The following is a 17,631-nucleotide window of genomic DNA, read 5'->3' as shown; positions in this document are numbered from 1 at the left end:
ACCAAAAATCAATTTGGACAGGCAAAAACATATCAACAGTATTGCATGGCAATCATAACCTTAACTACAGATTTTGGCAATAAAGATCACTATGTTGGTGCTGTTAAGGGTGCAATACTGAGCAGTTTGCCCGATGCAAACATTGTTGATATTTCACATGCCGTTAGCCCGTTCAACATTCAAGAATGTGCCTATATCCTAAAAAACGCCTATCAATCCTTTCCTAAAGGAAGCGTTCATGTGGTCGGTGTAGATTCAGAAATTTCTCCTGAAAATGAGCATTTGGTGGTCTTTGTGGACGGACATTATTTTGTGGGAGCCAATAGTGGGGTTATTTCCTTGATAACTTCAGAACTGCAACCTGAACAAATCGTGGAAATTAATCTCCCCAACAGTATTCCGGGCTCTTTTCCGCTCATGAACGTTTTTATTCCTGTAGCTTGCCATATTGCACGTGGTGGTAAATTAGAAGTAATTGGAAGACCTTTTGAGGGAATAAAGGAACTTCGCGATTTTGAACCCAGAATCATCAATGAGGGAAAAACCATTTCTGGAAACGTAATTTATATTGACAACTACGGAAATGTGGTCACCAATATTCAAAAAAGCTTGTTTGAAGCCTATCGAAATGGACGTTCGTTTGAAATTATTGCGCGTACCACTAAAATTGGTGAAGTACACCAAAGCTATAACGGCATCATAAACTATAATTTGGAAAGAAACCAGCGCAAAGGCCCTGGCGATGCTTTAGCATTGTTCAATTCGGCGGGCTATGTGGAGCTGGCCATCTATAAGAGTGACCTGAATTCGGTCGGGGGTGCTTCGACCCTCCTTGGATTGAATTATCGGGACACGGTAACCATAAATTTCCTATAAATGCTCATCCGCATCGTAAAACTGACATTTAAACCCGAAAATATTGCTAGTTTTGAGCGAGTCTTTGACGAATCCAAAAATGGGATTTTGGCATTTGAGGGCTGTAACATGGTGGAACTGTATCAGGATATAAAAAACCCTTGCATATTTTTCACCTACAGTTTTTGGAATCAAGAAGCTGACTTGGAAAATTATCGGAAATCGGATTTTTTCAAGACAGTGTGGGGCAACACCAAAAAATTGTTCGCCGACAAACCCGAAGCATGGAGCGTCAATAAAATTCAATCAACAAACCCATCTTAATGTTTGCAATTTTTAAGAGAGAGGTACGATCCTTTTTTACATCGCCCATCGGCTATTTGATCGTTGGGTCGTTTTTATTGCTCAACGGACTCTTTTTGTGGGTCTTTAAAGGAGAGTACAATATTTTTGATTATGGCTTTGCCGATTTGAGCAATTTCTTTCTGCTGGCCCCTTGGATTTTTATCTTTTTGATACCTGCCATAACCATGAAAAGTTTTTCGGAAGAACGAAAAATGGGCACTTTGGAGCTTTTGTTAATCAAACCTATTTCTGTTTGGAAATTGGTGTTGGGAAAATTTTGGGGTGCATTTTTGCTTTGCGTCATAGCTGTGATTCCGACTATTGTGTATGTTTTTGCTATTTCTGATTTAGGGATTATTTCTGGTAATTATGATCTCGGAGTAGTAATGGGGTCTTATTTTGGATTGCTCTTCTTGATCAGTTGTTACACCGCCATTGGGATTTTCGCCTCAACCCTTTCGGATAATCAAATTATTGCCTTTTTGGTTGGAATTCTTTTATGCTTTGTAATTTTTAATGGGTTTGATGCTGCTTCGTCGATGTTTCCCAATGGTGATACCCAACAATGGATTCAGGCCATGGGAGCAAAATCTCATTTTGATAGTATTGCCCGCGGCGTGATTGATACCCGCGACCTGATCTATTTTATTTCATTAACGCTGCTGTTTTGGTATCTCACCTTTGAACGCTTAAAACAATTGACACGCTAATGGGAAAGTATCTATTATCCATCATTAAAGCCCTTTTTGTTGTTGTTTTACTCAACGTTGTGGCCAGTTTTTTATACACCCGATTCGATTTAACCGAAGATAAACGATACACCTTATCTGATCCTGTCATTGAGGTAGCTCAAAAATTTGACGGGCCTGTGATTGTTGATGTGTTGCTGGAAGGGAATATCCCGGCTGAATTTGCCAAACTAAAGACGGAAACGGTTCAGTTGTTAGAATCTTTCGAAGCAAAAAACCGCAATATCCAATATAATTTGGTGGACCCTTTGGAGGACTCTGAAAATCCACAGGAAACTGTTGCTCAATTGCAAAGTTTGGGATTGCAACCCGCTAATGTCACCATAGAAGAAAACGGAAAAGTGTCCAACGAAATGGTATTTCCATGGGCCATGGTCAATTTTAATGACCAAACGGTTCGTGTACCATTATTGAAAAACAAATTGGGCTCTTCTGCGGAGGAACGCATCAACAATTCAGTGCAGCAATTGGAGTATGCCTTTTCCGATGCATTTACCAAATTGAGCATCACCGATAAAAAGAGTGTGGCCGTCATCAAAGGAAATGGGGAACTGGATGATATCTATCTCGCAGATTACCTGACAACCATTCGGGATTATTACAATATCGGAGCCATTACTTTGGATTCCGTAGCCACCAACCCTCAACAAGTACTAAACCAGCTAAAAGGATTTGACCTTGCCATTATTGCCAAACCCACCGAGGCATTTACCGACCAAGAAAAATATGTGATGGACCAGTTTATGGTTCAAGGAGGTAAATCCATTTGGATGCTAGATCAAGTGGCCATGGAAATGGACAGCATTTATGCTGGTGGCGGTACTGGTTTTGCATTACCACGAGAATTGAACTTAAAAGATCTATTCTTTAAATATGGGGTTCGTATCAACCCTGTTTTGGTGAACGATTTATATTTCACCCAAATTGTTTTGGCCAGTGGTGAGGGAAATGATTCACAGTACAATCCATTGCCTTGGTTTTATTACCCTATGGTGATTTCAAAGAACAATCACCCCATCAACACCAATATTGAAGCGGTTAGAATGCAATTCACCAGCCCTATGGATGTATTGGAAAACGATTACAACAAAACGGTGTTGCTACAAAGTTCACCTTTATCCAAAACAGATGGGGTTCCAAGACAGATCAGTCTGGATATGATCAACCAGCAGCCAGACCAAACCGCTTATAATAATGGTGATTTGCCTTTGGCCGTATTGATTGAAGGGAATTTCACCTCCATGTATAAAAATCGGGTGAAGCCTTTAAAACTTCAAAATACTTTGGAAGAGGGGCCAGAAAATAAAATGATTGTGATTTCCGACGGGGATATCATCAAAAATCAACTTCGCAATGGCAGACCGTTGGAATTGGGGTATGACAAATGGACGAACAGCTTTTATGGAAACAAAGAATTTTTGGTTAACAGCACCAATTATTTATTGGACAACACCGGGCTTATTAACATTCGAAACAAAAAAGTTTCCATTCCGCTGTTGGACGTGAAGAAAATTGCAGCGCAAAAAACCAAATGGCAGCTTGTAAACATTGGGCTTCCATTGATGTTGACGATTCTATTTGGCGTATTTTTTGGATTTTACCGAAAGCGTAAATTCAGCGCCTAAGTGTTGATAATTTTGTTTCTTTACTTAGACCTTTTAAAATATATTTGCTTTAATCTAATCTAAAGGCCTATTTTCAGGTAATTTCAACCGAATAGGCTTCAATACTAAAGGCTTTCTTTGATGAAGTTTATCGTATCCAGTACATATTTACTAAAACAACTACAGGTTTTGGGAGGAGTTATCAACAATAGTAACACCTTGCCCATTCTAGATAATTTTTTGTTCGACCTTGACAAAACACAGCTGACCGTTTCGGCTTCTGATTTGGAAACTACCATGAGCACTGTGCTCGAGGTGGACTCCGATTCTGAAGGAACAATAGCGGTTCCAGCACGTTTGTTGTTGGATACTTTAAAAACCTTTCCGGAACAACCTTTGACGTTTGTTGTGGAGGATAACAATACGGTTGAAATCAGTTCCAATCACGGTAAATATGCCTTGGCCTATGCCGATGGTGCCGAGTTTCCAAAAGCAGTGGAAGTATCCAATCCGAGCTCTACTACCCTTTTGGGCGATATTTTGGCTACCGCCATCAACAAAACAATTTTTGCAGCAGGAAACGATGACCTTCGCCCTGTAATGAGCGGTGTGTTTTTCCAGTTTTCCCCTGAGAATTTGACTTTTGTGGCCACGGATGCCCATAAATTGGTAAAATATCAACGTCAGGATGTAACTGCTTCCCAAGTAGCGGAATTCATTATGCCAAAAAAACCATTGACTCTTTTAAAAGGGATTTTGGCAGGCTCTGAATCTGAAGTGACGATTGAGTACAACGACAGCAACGCTAAGTTTAGCTTTGACAATACAGAGTTGATTTGCCGTTTGATTGATGGGAAATATCCTAACTATGAAGCGGTAATTCCAAAAGAAAACCCTAATAAATTGACGATCTCTAGAAACCAATTCTTGAGTTCGGTACGTAGGGTTTCCATTTTCTCAAACAAAACTACACACCAAATCCGTCTTAAAATAGCGGGTGCGGAATTGAATATTTCTGCGGAGGATGTAGATTACAGCAATAAGGCCGAGGAAAGATTATCATGTTCTTACCAAGGGGATGATATGCAGATTGGTTTCAACTCACGCTTTTTGGTAGAAATGCTCAACAACTTGACTTCTGATGATGTTTCCTTGGAGATGAGCTTGCCCAACAGAGCAGGTATCTTAACCCCTATTGATGGATTGGATGAAGGTGAGCATGTAACCATGTTGGTAATGCCGGTAATGCTGAACAATTAAATAACTATTCAACCATACTTAAAAAGCCGAAACAATTGTTTCGGCTTTTTTTAGTTTATAAATCTAATGGTCATAAAATTTGATGGCGATTCGCCGTTTGCGGCTTTAACGGCATTTACAATCGGCAAAACAAACCCCAATATTCCTGCAGCAATAAGCCCCAAAATGCCTAATCCTAATAATAAAATGGCTGGAATACTTATGAAAATATAAAGCAGTAAACTCAATTGAAAGTTGATAATAGACTTTCCATGTTCGTCCATTCCTTCCACTCTATCTCTCGAAGACAGCCAAATAATTAATGGAATTATTAAGCTTCCAAAGCCAATGGCGTAACCCGCTAACTGGGTCAAATGTGTAACAGCAAGCAACGTATTGTCCGTTCTTACTGCTTTTTCGTTGATAACTTCCATTTTTGATTGATTTTGATGATTCATCTTATTGGTATACAAATTACCAAAAATGTTACATACAGCCACGAATTTGTACTTTTGTGCCCATGTCGCATACAGATAACATTGTAGCCTTGGCAACTCCCTCTGGAACAGGGGCCATAGCCGTGATCCGGGTTTCAGGGCCAGAGGCCATTACCATTGCAGATTCCGTTTTCAAATCCATAAAGGGCAAAAGTCTAACCGAGCAAAAAAGCCATACCATTCATTTGGGGAATATTGTGGATGATTCTAAAATATTGGATGAAGCTTTGGTATCCATTTTTAAGGGTCCGCACTCCTACACTGGTGAAAATGTAGCTGAAATTTCGTGCCATGGTTCGCCTTTCATCCAACAACAAATTATACAACTGTTGTTGCGTAGTGGGTGCAGAAATGCCTCTGCAGGTGAATTTACGCTGCGTGCTTTTTTGAATGGTAAAATGGATTTGAGTCAGGCAGAAGCGGTGGCCGATTTAATAGCCAGCGACAGTGAAGCGGCGCATGATATTGCCATGCAGCAGATGCGCGGTGGATTTAGCAATGAAATTCAAAAATTACGCGAAGAGTTGTTGAATTTCGCATCATTAATTGAGTTGGAACTGGATTTCTCTGAAGAGGACGTGGAATTTGCCGACCGTACCCAGTTTAATCAACTGTTGAATCGAATTAGTGAAGTTTTAAAGAAACTGATTGATTCTTTCGCACTCGGGAATGTAATCAAACACGGAATTCCCGTAGCCATTGTTGGCCAACCCAATGTTGGAAAATCCACCCTCCTTAATGTACTATTGAATGAGGAAAGGGCTATTGTAAGTGAGATTGCAGGGACGACTCGCGACACAGTTGAAGATCATATCAGTATTAAAGGGATTAATTTTAGATTTATCGACACCGCGGGAATCCGAGAAACCGAAGATGTGGTCGAAAAAATCGGTATTGAACGGACTTTCGATAAAATTGAAAAGGCCCGACTCATTATTTATCTTTTTGATGGGATGGATTTTGACACTTCAGAATTAGCTCAAATTCAAAGCAGATATCCAAACAAACAATTATTGCCGATCTGCAATAAAATGGATTTGTTGAACGAAGTCCAAATCGAGAAAATCAAACAAGAAATTCCAAATGTACTTTTTCTCTCAGCCAAGTTCAAAAAAGGAATTGCCGAACTGGAGGCAAAGCTTTTATCCCTTGTCGATTCAGGTGCATTGAGCGGAGATAGCACCATTATTACGAATAGTAGACATTACGATGCCTTGTTAAAAGCCCTTGAGGAAATACAAAAGGTAAAAGAAGGAATGGATATGGAACTTTCCAGTGATTTGATGGCCATTGATATTCGACAAGCCTTATTCCACTTAGGAGAAATCACGGGAAGTGTTACTACAGATGATTTATTGGGCAATATTTTCGCCAATTTCTGTATCGGGAAGTAATACTCATGCAAGCTTCTTCTTAGAATAGCAAGTATCAATATCCACTCAAACTTGAACTATTTGTTTAAAATCATGAATGAATAACTTCCAGATTGTAATTCCATAGAAACCTCTCCATTACTTTGGACTATATTTTCTATTCCGTCTACAGATTTAAGTTTTTTACCAGACTCTTTTATTTGTCTTATCGTATCTGCTTTTAATTTTAAGGTGGCAGTAGTATTGGCAGGAACGCTTACTTTATATTCCCAGCCCCCATCAATCAAATTCCATTCACTTTTGATTCTTCCGTACATAGAGTCATAATATCCCTTGGCCCAGGTCATTTGCCCAGTAGGGTCTGGTATGGGTTCCAGCTTGAAATGTTTGAAACCCGGATGCTGTGGATCTCTTTGGATTCCCAATGAATAATTATACATCCAGGCCGCTACTGCACCAAAAGAATAGTGATTAAAGGAGTTCATGCTGTTATTGCCCCCAAAACCATCTTCTATGGTATAAGAATTCAATCGCTCCCAAATGGTAGTGGCCCCATTGATCACTGGATAAAGCCAAGACGGATAGGTAGTTTGCTGCAATAACCTATAAGCTGTTTCATGCTTTCCGTTTTCCGAAAGCGCATGGTTTAAAGAAGCTGTACCAATAAAACCAGTCATCAATGAATATTCAGGTCTTTCAATCCCAAGTTCATCTACATTCTTCCTAGCTATACTCGCTACCAACTGATCTACGGCTTTATCCTGATTCTCATCATTAAATACCTTCAAATGCAACGGAATGGCATAAGAGGCCTGGGTATCCACCAAATCGCCCTTTTTAGGTCTGTTCTCTGGTGAGGGTGGCGGTCCGAATCCTTGACTTTCGAAGCCAGAATGTACTGTTTTTCCAGTATTTTGATTGACATAGGTGTTGTTGAAAAATTCCTTTTTTTGCTGATATTGCTTTTTATAGTCTGATGCATCATCCGTTTTCCCGAGAATGGAAGCGGTCTTCTTCAAGATGTCCAAATTATACAGATGATAAGCCGTCCAGAACAAGGTGTTGTCATTTTTAAAGCCCTCTGGACTCAACCAATCACCTAGTGGACCTTCATTCAAAATTTCAGCCTCTTTATCAATTTTGGAATCCAAAAAGCTTAGGTAATCCTTCATGGCATCATAATGTTCTTCCAACACCTTAACATCTCCATATTGCTGGTATAACTCCCAAGGGATAACGATACCTGCACTACCCCAAAGTGTACCTCCAAATCCACCTCCTACAGGTGCCACATCAGTGAACCTGCCATCTTCGCGCTGAATGTCACGCATACCCAATAAATGACGCTTTAAAAAGGGTTCAACATTGGCCAAATAGGTAGATGCTTCTGAAAATACATTGATGTCTCCACTCCATCCCATTCGTTCATTCCTGGCCGGGGTATCCGTGGGGATGGACAAGAAATTACCACGTAAGGACCATGTGATATTTTCCCAAAAACGGTTGACAAGTTCATTTGATGTTTCATATTTAGAGGATAAATCCTTGATAGAACTTATCACATGACCTTTTATACTTGATGTAGGCAATCCTTCATCTACACCTGTTAATTCCAAATATCTAAACCCATGAAAGGTAAACCTTGGTCTAATCGTTTCTTTTCCACCCTTTCTTATATAAATGTCTTGTGCCAATGCCGCTCTAATATTCTCCAACATCACCATGCCAACATTATCGCCAGATGCATCCAAATCGGGATAGGTCACCTCAGCATAGCGAAGTGTTATAGTATCGCCTGCTTTTCCGGCTGGTAGGTCAATTTCTGGAAAACCCACCATATTTTGCCCCATATCGTAAACAAATACACCAGGTCTGACTTCTTTTGCCTCTTTTGGTGCCAAGGTCTTTACTATGGACGGGTTCTCTCCAATTTGACCGACCAATTGCATATCGTCATAACCAAGTTCTTCACTTAGGTATGCCGTTCCCTCCAAGGGGACCTCGCTGGCAGACTTCCAAAAAGAGTCATCGTAGTTTGAAGTTGACCAATCTTGAATGGCTCTCTCTTTGGCGGCATCATAAACCTCGCCTTGAAAAAAGCTTCCATAACGTACGGGGCCATCGGTAAACAATTTCCAATCCCTAGCATTGGTTGTCAATACTTGTTCTGTTCCATCGGTATAAGTAACAATCAATTGGCCAAATAACGACTGTCGGTCTCCAAAATAATTCCAATTTTCGCCACTATAGGTAATATTGCCACTCCACCAGCCTTCGCCTAGCCAAGCACCGAGCACATTGTCCTTTCCATTTGATTTTATCTGTTCGGTAAGATCATATGTTTGATACATTTGATGCTTATTATACTGTGTGAGTCCTGGGGTAAAATAGCTATCTCCTACTCGCTCTCCATTCAAGTAAATTTCATAGACTCCCCTTGAAGTAACATATAATCTAGCTTTTTTAACCTCCTTGCTTTGCAAAGCAAATTCAGAGCGCAACATGGGTGCCGCATTTTTACTTGGATCGGCCACAATGAATGCTCCTTCATTTGCGCCAACTATGTTGAAGCCCAATTCAGAAACAGAAAATTGGTCGTCCTTTACTGCAGCTTCAAAAACACCTGAATAAGGTGTCCCATCTTGTAAATTTTCATGGAACAAATCGTTCGACGGTGACCTAAAATTCTTCACCTTTAGTTCAGAAACCACCATCTTTTGACCTTTTTTGGCCCAAAAACCAATATCCGCTACCATGGGAAAACTAATATAGTCGTTCCCTCTACCCACGGGGTTTAAATTAAATCCTTGACTGCCCCATGGAGATGGGTTCTCAAGATCAGATTTAGAAATCCTGTTTTCTGGTTCCCTCTCATCCAAGTAAACATCGAATAATCCAAATATAGCATCTACATAAATCGTGTGCTTGTCGTATTTGTTTTCTAAATTGACCAAGGTGTTAGGTATTGGAAAACTGTATATTGGCTTGTCTTTTGTATCCCCTACATCATATCCTACTCGATACACATGCAATTGCGCCAAACCAGTTTCAGAACCATCCACTTGGGAAATATCCAATTCAAATGCAACAAAGCTTTCACCTTGACCATTTTCAACGCCCTGAACATTTAAATTCTTGTCCATTAATCGTTTGTCATTCGCACCAAAAACAATGGCTCCCTTGGTAGATTTTGACTTTTCATCGAGCTGAATGGCATATTCCAGTTTGAATACTGACAGATAATGGGAGTAAAAAACCAAATCATCATCAGAACCGCCTATCCACTCGGCATTATTCCACGCTTTGGCTTTGGGATTACTTTCCATTACACCTGTCTCAAACCAAGAAGTTCCCTCGAAGCTTTTACCATTTTCATCATAGACAATAACCTTCCATATGTATCGTGTCTTTCCTTGTAGGGCTTCACCTTGGTAGGTTATCCCTATAGATTCGGTTCCTTTTTGCTTTTTTGAATCCCAAACTACCAGGCCATCTTCATCTGTTACAATAATTTGATAAGCTTGTTGTTGGTGTCCTCTTTTGTTATCATTGGATTGCATTTGCCAACTGAAATTTGGGGTTTGGATATCAATACCCAATGGCTTTTCCATATAGTCCACCTTTAACTTTTCTATGGAAATTTGACCTGTTGCCAAAATGGAAATATTTAAAAATAGCAGGAAAAGCACCTTGGCTCTTTTACTAAAAGTGCCCAAATGCTTAAGGTTATGATTACCCATCATTGTTTGTTTAGTTTAATAGTCAATTATAGGGTTTAAATTCCTAGTAACTGTTCTTATCTGTTCTGCAACATAAAGATCTAAACTTATACGCAAGTAAAACCTTTTTATAACGAGTTCCGCTGGATTACATGGAAAGGATTGTCCGTGTACATTTGTTGATTGTTCAAAACAATTTCTGCTGCTTTTTTACCCAAATTCTGAAAATCTGTAGAAATTACAGTGATGCCATCCAAGAGGACCTCCTTTAATGGAGTTTCATTGTAAGAAATGATACCAACTTCCTTACCAAGTTCGAATTGGGATTGTTTTATCTTTTTGATCAAAGTGACCAAGTCGTTTTCCTTTAGATTGATATATACCGTCCCCTCTTCAATTTCACTGGTTTCAATTTCTTCAACAAATCCAAAATCATATGCAAATTGACCACAGAATTTTATAAACCCCTTTTTGATTTCTTGGGGATGATAGGTCTTTTGTCGTAGCAGCAGTTTAATTTGGTGATATTTCCTAAGTTTTCCGTTCAATTCCACCAAGGCAGAATAAATATCGTTTTCAAAATCTTGATAGATGCAGGAAACTTTACTTGATAAACCATCTAAGCGTTTGTCCAAAACAATCAACTTTTCCAATGGAATTTCCTCTTGAATAAAATTGATCACATCATCCCCACCTTCTTCAAAATGGGGAATGATCACATAATGGGTATAGGTGTATGATCTTTTCTTGGAATCCAGTATGAGTTCCTTAAAATGCCTGTAATTGTTCTCATAGATAAAGAAATCTATCGTGGCATTATCGCCCAATGTTTGGGCAAAAGCATCATAAATTATTTTTTTATGCGGACTCAATTTGTTGAACAGCAAAAAAACCTTGGCTTTTAAATCCAATTGGTCCTTTTTAATGTAATACCCTTTCCCTGGAACTGATATAATAATCTTGTTCTTCTTTAAATGATCGTATGCCCTTACAACCGTGTCACGGGAAATATCAAATTCGATCAAAAGCTCATTCACAGAAGGTAAGCGGTCATCCATTTTTATTTTGCCATTCTCAATGGCTGCCAAAATGGAATCCACAATCTGCTTGTACTTAGGCACTTTAGATTCTTCTTTTATGTCTATCAATCGTAACATTTTAGTAATTTAAAAGGCTCTATTGCCTAACAGTACAGAACACTTAATAGAATTTGTGTAATTACATTTACCGGCAATAATAAAAAAATTATTTGATGGGGATAAAGACTTTTAAACATGTAGATTATTTATGGGATGAACAAAAAGCCCTTGAATTTGGAGATGATCAAGTAGAGCTTTTCCTGTATCGGTCGAATATTTTGGGAGCCGATTTAAGGATTACGAATTACGGAGGAGGAAATACAAGTTGCAAAACCAAAGAAAAAGATCCCTTGACCAATGAAGAGGTCGAAGTCATGTGGATAAAAGGATCTGGTGGTGACATCGGAACGCTTACCCGATCAGGAATTGCTGGACTTTACACAGAACGTCTACGCAACCTTAAAAAAGTCTACAAAGGATTGGATGACGAGGACAGAATGGTTGGACTTTTCAACCATTGTATTTATGATTTGGACAGCCGCGCCCCATCCATCGACACCCCATTGCACGGTTTGTTGCCCTTTAAACATATTGACCACCTGCACCCCGATGCTTTGATTGCCGTAGCAGCGGCCAAGGACAGTGAAAAAGTGACCCAAGAGATTTGGGGGGATACCATGGGCTGGGTGCCTTGGCAACGACCTGGTTTTGACCTGGGACTTCAATTGGAAAAATGCTTGAACGAAAATCCAGGAATCAGAGGAATCGTATTGGGAAGCCACGGCCTTTTTACCTGGGGAGATACTTCTTACGAATGCTACATCAATAGTCTGGAAGTCATTGAAAAGGCTTCCGATTACATTGAAAAGAAAATAAAAGAACAGGGTGAAGTTTTTGGCGGACAAAAAGTTCAATCTTTACCAGCTGATGAAAGAAAAGAAAAAGCAGTACAGTTGATGCCATTGCTTCGTGGATTGTGTTCCTCCGAAAACCGTATGATCGGCCATTTTACCGACACCGACGTGGTGATGGAGTACATCAACAGCAACGATTTGGAGAAATTGGCTCCCATTGGAACATCTTGTCCCGATCACTTTTTACGGACCAAGATTCAACCCTTGGTCTTGACCTTGGACCCAAAAGAAGATGTGTCCAATGCGAATGAAGTACTTAAAAAATTGGAACCTGCTTTTGAAGAATACAGAAAGGAATATGCAGCGTATTACGAGAACTGCAAGCACGACAACAGTCCCGCAATGCGCGACCCCAACCCTGTGATCATCATATACCCCGGAGTGGGAATGTTCAGTTTTGCCAAAAACAAACAGACCACCCGTGTGGCCAGTGAGTTCTACATCAACGCCATTAATGTAATGCGCGGTGCAGAGGCCATTACCGAATATACCTCGTTACCAAGACAAGAGGCTTTTGATATTGAATATTGGTTGTTGGAGGAAGCGAAACTACAGCGTATGCCCAAGGAAAAACCACTTTCCAGAAAAGTAGCCTTGGTCACCGGTGCTGGCGGTGGAATCGGAAAGGCGATTGCGGATAAACTTGCCGAGCAAGGGGCCAATGTGGTATTGACGGACATTGCCGAGGATAGATTGCAAGAAGCTTTGGAAACATACCCTAGGGATGTTGCCAGCTATTCGGTCTGTGACGTAACCAGTTCAGAGTCCATAAGCAAAGCTTATAAGGATGCCTGCCTGGAATTTGGAGGCGTGGATTTAGTAATTCACAGTGCAGGATTGGCCATTTCAAAACCATTGGAAGAAACTACCGAGAAAGATTGGGATTTACTACAAAATGTATTGGTAAAAGGTCAGTTTGAGCTCTTCAAACAAGGCGTGGATATCATGAACAAACAAGATTTGGGAGGTGATATCATCAGTATTGCAAGCAAAAATGGCTTGGTTTCAGGACCAAACAATGTAGGATATGGAACAGCTAAAGCTGCTCAACAACATATGGTTCGACTTCTTGCTGCCGAACTAGGCGGAAAAGGAATCCGAGTGAATACCGTTAACCCTGATGGCGTAATTATAGGAAGCAAAATCTGGGAGGGCGAATGGGCCGAAGGACGCGCTAAAGCTTATGGTATTTCTGTGGAAGAATTGCCTGCACACTACGCAAAAAGAAACCTGCTCAACGAAATCATTTATCCAGAAGATATTGCCAATGGTGTATTTGCCTTTGTCGGATTATTGGATAAAAGTACGGGGAATATTATAAATGTTGACGGAGGAATGGCCAACGCCTTCGTACGATAATTAAGAGTTGGTAAAGTTTAGTTAAATTCAGTGAGCCGCAGGCCATCCATGGTCTGTGGTTTTTAAAGATTAGACCATCCTATGATCATTGATAAGGAACATATTGCATCACACAATCAAAATAATTTAGACCAGCATAATTTACGGTTCGATTTCACTGCAAATTCCCTCTCCCAAAAAGGGGTTGATGTGGACACCATCATGAAAAAAGTGAGCGACTTTCAAGTTGCTATTCCCAGTTGGGCCTTGGGTGCTGGAGGTACACGATTTGGTCGATTCTCTTATTATGGAGAACCTGGCACCTTGGAGCAAAAAATTGAGGATGTTGGTTTGATCCATGCGTTGACCCGATCAGCTGGAGCCATTTCACTACACATTCCTTGGGATGTTCCAGAAGATGCAGACAACATAAAGGGATTGACCAAGTCGTTGGGGCTTCAGTTTGATGCGATGAACTCCAACACCTTTCAAGATCAACCTGACCAAGAACATTCCTATAAGTATGGGTCACTTTGCAGTACGGACGACAATGCCCGTCAGCAAGCCATTCAACACAATATAGATGTCATCAAATTGGGGGAAAAACTAGGGTCCAAAAGTTTGACCGTTTGGTTGGCCGATGGATCTAGCTTTCCTGGACAGAACAATTTTCAAACGGTTTTAAAAAATACCCAGGACAGTTTAAAGCAGATTTATGCCGAACTTCCAGAAGATTGGAAACTCTTTATCGAATACAAGCCCTACGAGCCTACTTTTTATAGTACGGTGATCCAAGATTGGGGCACCTCTTTTATGTTGGCCAATGAATGTGGCCCAAAAGCCTACACTTTGGTAGATTTGGGACATCATTTACCTAACACCAATATAGAGCAGATTGTAGCTACGTTAATGTTGAAAGGCAAGTTGGGCGGATTCCATTTTAATGACAGCAAATACGGCGATGATGACCTTACGGTGGGAAGCATCAAACCCTATTCCCTATTCTTGATATTTAATGAATTGGTGTATGGTATGGAAAACAATCCACAAAACCCCTACCCTGCCTGGATGATCGATGCCAGTCACAACCTGAAGGATCCTTTGGAAGATTTGATGCAATCCTTGGAAGCGATTAATTCAGCATATGCAAAAGCGTTGTTGATAGACCAAAAAGCACTTCGCGAAGCACAGATGAACCATGATGTTACCTTGTGCCAAGAAATATTGCAAGAAGCTTATCTTACAGATGTGCGTCCATTGTTGGAAAAAGCGAGAGTTTTAAATGGTGGAGCCATAAATCCATTGCAAACCTATCGTCAATTGGAGGTTAGAAACAAATTGGTAGACGAACGAGGAAAACATTCAATGGCAACAGGACTATAATAAAAGTATAATGGGGAAAGATGTAGTTGCGGTTTTCGACATCGGAAAGACCAATAAAAAGTTTTTTCTTTTTGATATGGACTTTAAAGAGGTCCATAGAGATTATACTTTTTTGGAACCCATTGAAGACGAAGATGGTCATCCGACAGAAGATATTGACAAACTTCAGAATTGGATTAAAGACACCTTTCACAAAGTACTCAAATCAAAGGATTACAAAGTAAAAGCCGTTAATTTTTCATCCTACGGTGCCAGTTTTGTGCATTTGGACGACATGGGCAATGTAGTCACTCCACTCTACAACTACACCAAGCCCATTAATGAAGAGATTGTAGACCAATTCTACGAAAAATACGGGCCTGAAATCACATTCAGCAGGGAAACAGGGACCACAAAAGAGGGCATGCTCAATTCTGGGATTCAACTGTATTGGTTGAAACATGAAAAACCTGAGCTGTTCTCAAAAATTAAATGCTCCCTGCATTTACCACAATATCTAAGCTATTTGTTTACGGGAATCCAAGTGAGTGAGTATACCAGTATTGGTTGCCACACCGCACTTTGGAATTTCGAAAAAGAGGATTATCACGATTGGGTGTACCAAGAGGGCATGCATAAAATTTTACCCCCCATTGTTGATACGGGAACAAGCATCAACACCAAACTGATGGGGCACAAGCTTAAAATTGGGGTAGGTATTCACGATAGTTCCTCTGCCCTACTGCCCTATATTAGAAGCATCGACAAAAAATTCTTGCTCCTCTCCACGGGGACTTGGAGCATTGCCTTAAACCCGTTTTCCAAAGCACTGTTGACACAAGAGGACACAGCTTCCAATTGTATCAATTATATGCGCATTAACGGAGCACCGGTAAAGGCCGCCCGATTGTTTTTGGGGAGCGAATACAACATCAAAATAAAAGAACTTGCGCAACGCTACGGGGTTTCCGAGGATTATCACGAATCGGTTGGTTTTGATCCAGAAATCTATCAAAACCTAACGAACAATTTTTCACATAGGTTTGAATGGAGCAGTCTTGATGTCGCAAAACTCGATTCCCTTACCCCCATTGACTTCAACTCTTATCAGGAAGCCTACCATCAATTGATGATGGAACTACTCGAACTTCAGATTGATAGTATTGGTCGAGCCATAGGAAAAGATGAAATAAAACAACTATACATTGATGGTGGCTTTGCAAACAATCAAATATTCGTTGAGCTATTGGCCCGTGGATTCCAAGGAATGAACGTAAAGACCACCGATGCTTCCTTGGGTTCTGCCCTGGGAGCAGCCATCGTTATTTCCGATGTGGAATTGGACCAAAAATTTCTAAAAAACAACTATGCCCTAAAAAAGCACAGACCTCTAATAATCAACTAATATGGCCCTAAGTTTTGATACCCGATACCCTTCCGTAGATGACTTAAGAGAAAAGGCTCAAAAACGCATCCCTCGCTTTGCCTTTGAATATTTGGATGGTGGCTGTAATGAAGACATCAACCTACATCGAAATACATCGGAACTCAGGGAAATCACCCTCAAACCGACCTATATAAAAGATTTTAAGGGTTCTACGCTTAAAACCACACTTTTTGGACATGAATATGATGCTCCCTTTGGCGTGGCTCCTGTCGGGTTGCAAGGGTTAATGTGGCCCAATTCGCCAGAAATATTGGCAAAGGCTGCCCATGAACACAATATTCCGTTTATCCTAAGTACCGTAACTACGATGGATATTGAACGGGCTAGTGAATTGACCGAAGGAAAAGCATGGTTTCAACTGTACAATCCAGCTGAAGACGCTGTGCGATTCGACATCATTGACCGTGCTGCAGCTGCAGAGTGCCCTGTTCTGGTATTGCTTTGTGACGTTCCTACCTTCGGATATCGACCACGAGATTTTAAAAACGGATTGGCTCTGCCACCTAAAATGACGATGGCCAACATTCTTCAAATTCTAGGGAAACCCAATTGGGCCATTCAAACCCTTAAACATGGGATTCCCACTTTTGAAACGCTAAGACCCTACACTCCAGAGGGACTCAACCTAAAACAGTTGGGCAAATTCATGGATAAAACCTTTTCGGGTCGCTTGAACGAAGAACGCATCAAACCTATTCGTGATAGATGGAAAGGCAAATTGGTTTTGAAGGGCGTAGCAACCGAAGAAGATACGGAACAGGCTATTCGTTTGGGCTTTGATGGCATTATTGTCTCCAACCACGGAGGACGACAGTTGGATGCCGGTGAATCTACGATTGCTCCATTAACACGCATTGCCCAAAAATACAAGGACCAAATCACCATCATGATGGACAGCGGTATGCGCTCTGGACCAGATATGGCCCGTGCATTGGCATCAGGCGCTGAATTCACCTTTATGGGACGTTCTTTTATGTACGGGGCTGCAGCCATGGGTAAAAAGGGCGGTGACCACACCATGACCATTTTAAAAGTTCAACTTCAACAAATTATGGATCAATTGTGCTGCGAGACTATCGAAGACTTGCATCAGCATTTAATAAGTTAAAA

Annotated in this window: 13 protein-coding genes; 10 read left to right on the top strand and 3 right to left on the bottom strand. The window is 40.6% G+C overall.

Features of this window, described 5'->3' with window-relative positions; genetic code table 11:
* Positions 1-45: 45 nt before the first annotated feature.
* From ABT310_RS12715 to dnaN, 5 genes are all read left to right on the top strand, one after another.
* Entirely contained in the window at positions 46-876 is an 831-nt protein-coding gene (locus ABT310_RS12715; protein ID WP_375324263.1) for an S-adenosyl-l-methionine hydroxide adenosyltransferase family protein, read from the top strand.
* Positions 877-1,179, top strand: a complete 303-nt coding sequence (locus ABT310_RS12710; RefSeq protein WP_375324262.1) for a putative quinol monooxygenase — start codon at positions 877-879, stop codon at positions 1,177-1,179. It begins immediately after the preceding gene.
* Positions 1,179-1,910, top strand: coding sequence for a gliding motility-associated ABC transporter permease subunit GldF (gene gldF, locus ABT310_RS12705; RefSeq protein WP_375324261.1), 732 nt, complete (start codon positions 1,179-1,181; stop codon positions 1,908-1,910). Before ABT310_RS12710 ends, gldF begins: the two co-directional genes overlap by 1 nt.
* Positions 1,910-3,574, top strand: a complete 1,665-nt coding sequence (gene gldG / locus ABT310_RS12700; protein ID WP_375324260.1) for a gliding motility-associated ABC transporter substrate-binding protein GldG — start codon at positions 1,910-1,912, stop codon at positions 3,572-3,574. Before gldF ends, gldG begins: the two co-directional genes overlap by 1 nt.
* A gap of 120 nt (positions 3,575-3,694) precedes the next feature.
* On the top strand, positions 3,695-4,813 hold the full coding sequence (gene dnaN / locus ABT310_RS12695) for a DNA polymerase III subunit beta (protein ID WP_375324259.1): 1,119 nt from the start codon (positions 3,695-3,697) through the stop codon (positions 4,811-4,813).
* Positions 4,814-4,863: 50 nt separating this feature from the next.
* On the opposite strand, the gene ABT310_RS12690 is transcribed toward dnaN, so the two are convergent.
* Complete coding sequence (locus ABT310_RS12690; protein WP_375324258.1) at positions 4,864-5,226, bottom strand: DUF4870 domain-containing protein; 363 nt, start codon at positions 5,224-5,226, stop codon at positions 4,864-4,866.
* An 86-nt stretch (positions 5,227-5,312) separates the two neighbouring features.
* Between ABT310_RS12690 and mnmE the strand changes: the two genes are divergently transcribed.
* A complete protein-coding gene (gene mnmE / locus ABT310_RS12685; RefSeq protein ID WP_375324257.1) occupies positions 5,313-6,683 on the top strand; it encodes a tRNA uridine-5-carboxymethylaminomethyl(34) synthesis GTPase MnmE in 1,371 nt (456 codons plus the stop codon).
* A gap of 56 nt (positions 6,684-6,739) precedes the next feature.
* On the opposite strand, the gene ABT310_RS12680 is transcribed toward mnmE, so the two are convergent.
* Positions 6,740-10,405 carry a family 78 glycoside hydrolase catalytic domain gene (locus ABT310_RS12680; RefSeq protein WP_375324256.1) on the bottom strand — a complete coding sequence of 1,222 codons (3,666 nt, stop codon included), beginning with the start codon at positions 10,403-10,405 and terminating at the stop codon, positions 6,740-6,742.
* A gap of 104 nt (positions 10,406-10,509) precedes the next feature.
* Entirely contained in the window at positions 10,510-11,538 is a 1,029-nt protein-coding gene (locus ABT310_RS12675; protein WP_375324255.1) for a GntR family transcriptional regulator, read from the bottom strand.
* A gap of 95 nt (positions 11,539-11,633) precedes the next feature.
* Between ABT310_RS12675 and ABT310_RS12670 the strand changes: the two genes are divergently transcribed.
* The 4 genes from ABT310_RS12670 to ABT310_RS12655 all read left to right on the top strand — a co-directional run bounded on the left by ABT310_RS12670 (position 11,634) and on the right by ABT310_RS12655 (position 17,629).
* Positions 11,634-13,733 (top strand): bifunctional aldolase/short-chain dehydrogenase, encoded by a 2,100-nt coding sequence (locus ABT310_RS12670; protein WP_375324254.1) that lies wholly within the window; start codon positions 11,634-11,636, stop codon positions 13,731-13,733.
* A gap of 81 nt (positions 13,734-13,814) precedes the next feature.
* Entirely contained in the window at positions 13,815-15,095 is a 1,281-nt protein-coding gene (locus ABT310_RS12665; RefSeq protein WP_375324253.1) for a TIM barrel protein, read from the top strand.
* A gap of 10 nt (positions 15,096-15,105) precedes the next feature.
* Positions 15,106-16,479: an FGGY-family carbohydrate kinase gene (locus ABT310_RS12660; RefSeq protein WP_375324252.1), complete on the top strand. Its 1,374-nt coding sequence runs from the start codon at positions 15,106-15,108 to the stop codon at positions 16,477-16,479.
* A 1-nt stretch (position 16,480) separates the two neighbouring features.
* Entirely contained in the window at positions 16,481-17,629 is a 1,149-nt protein-coding gene (locus ABT310_RS12655) for an alpha-hydroxy-acid oxidizing protein (protein WP_375324251.1), read from the top strand.
* The last annotated feature ends 2 nt before the right edge of the window (positions 17,630-17,631 follow it).

This window comes from Flagellimonas cixiensis (assembly GCF_042134615.1).
GTDB classification, from domain to species: domain Bacteria; phylum Bacteroidota; class Bacteroidia; order Flavobacteriales; family Flavobacteriaceae; genus Flagellimonas; species Flagellimonas cixiensis.
Note: the sequence above shows the minus strand (reverse complement) of the source record. Positions and strands in the feature narration are given on the sequence as shown.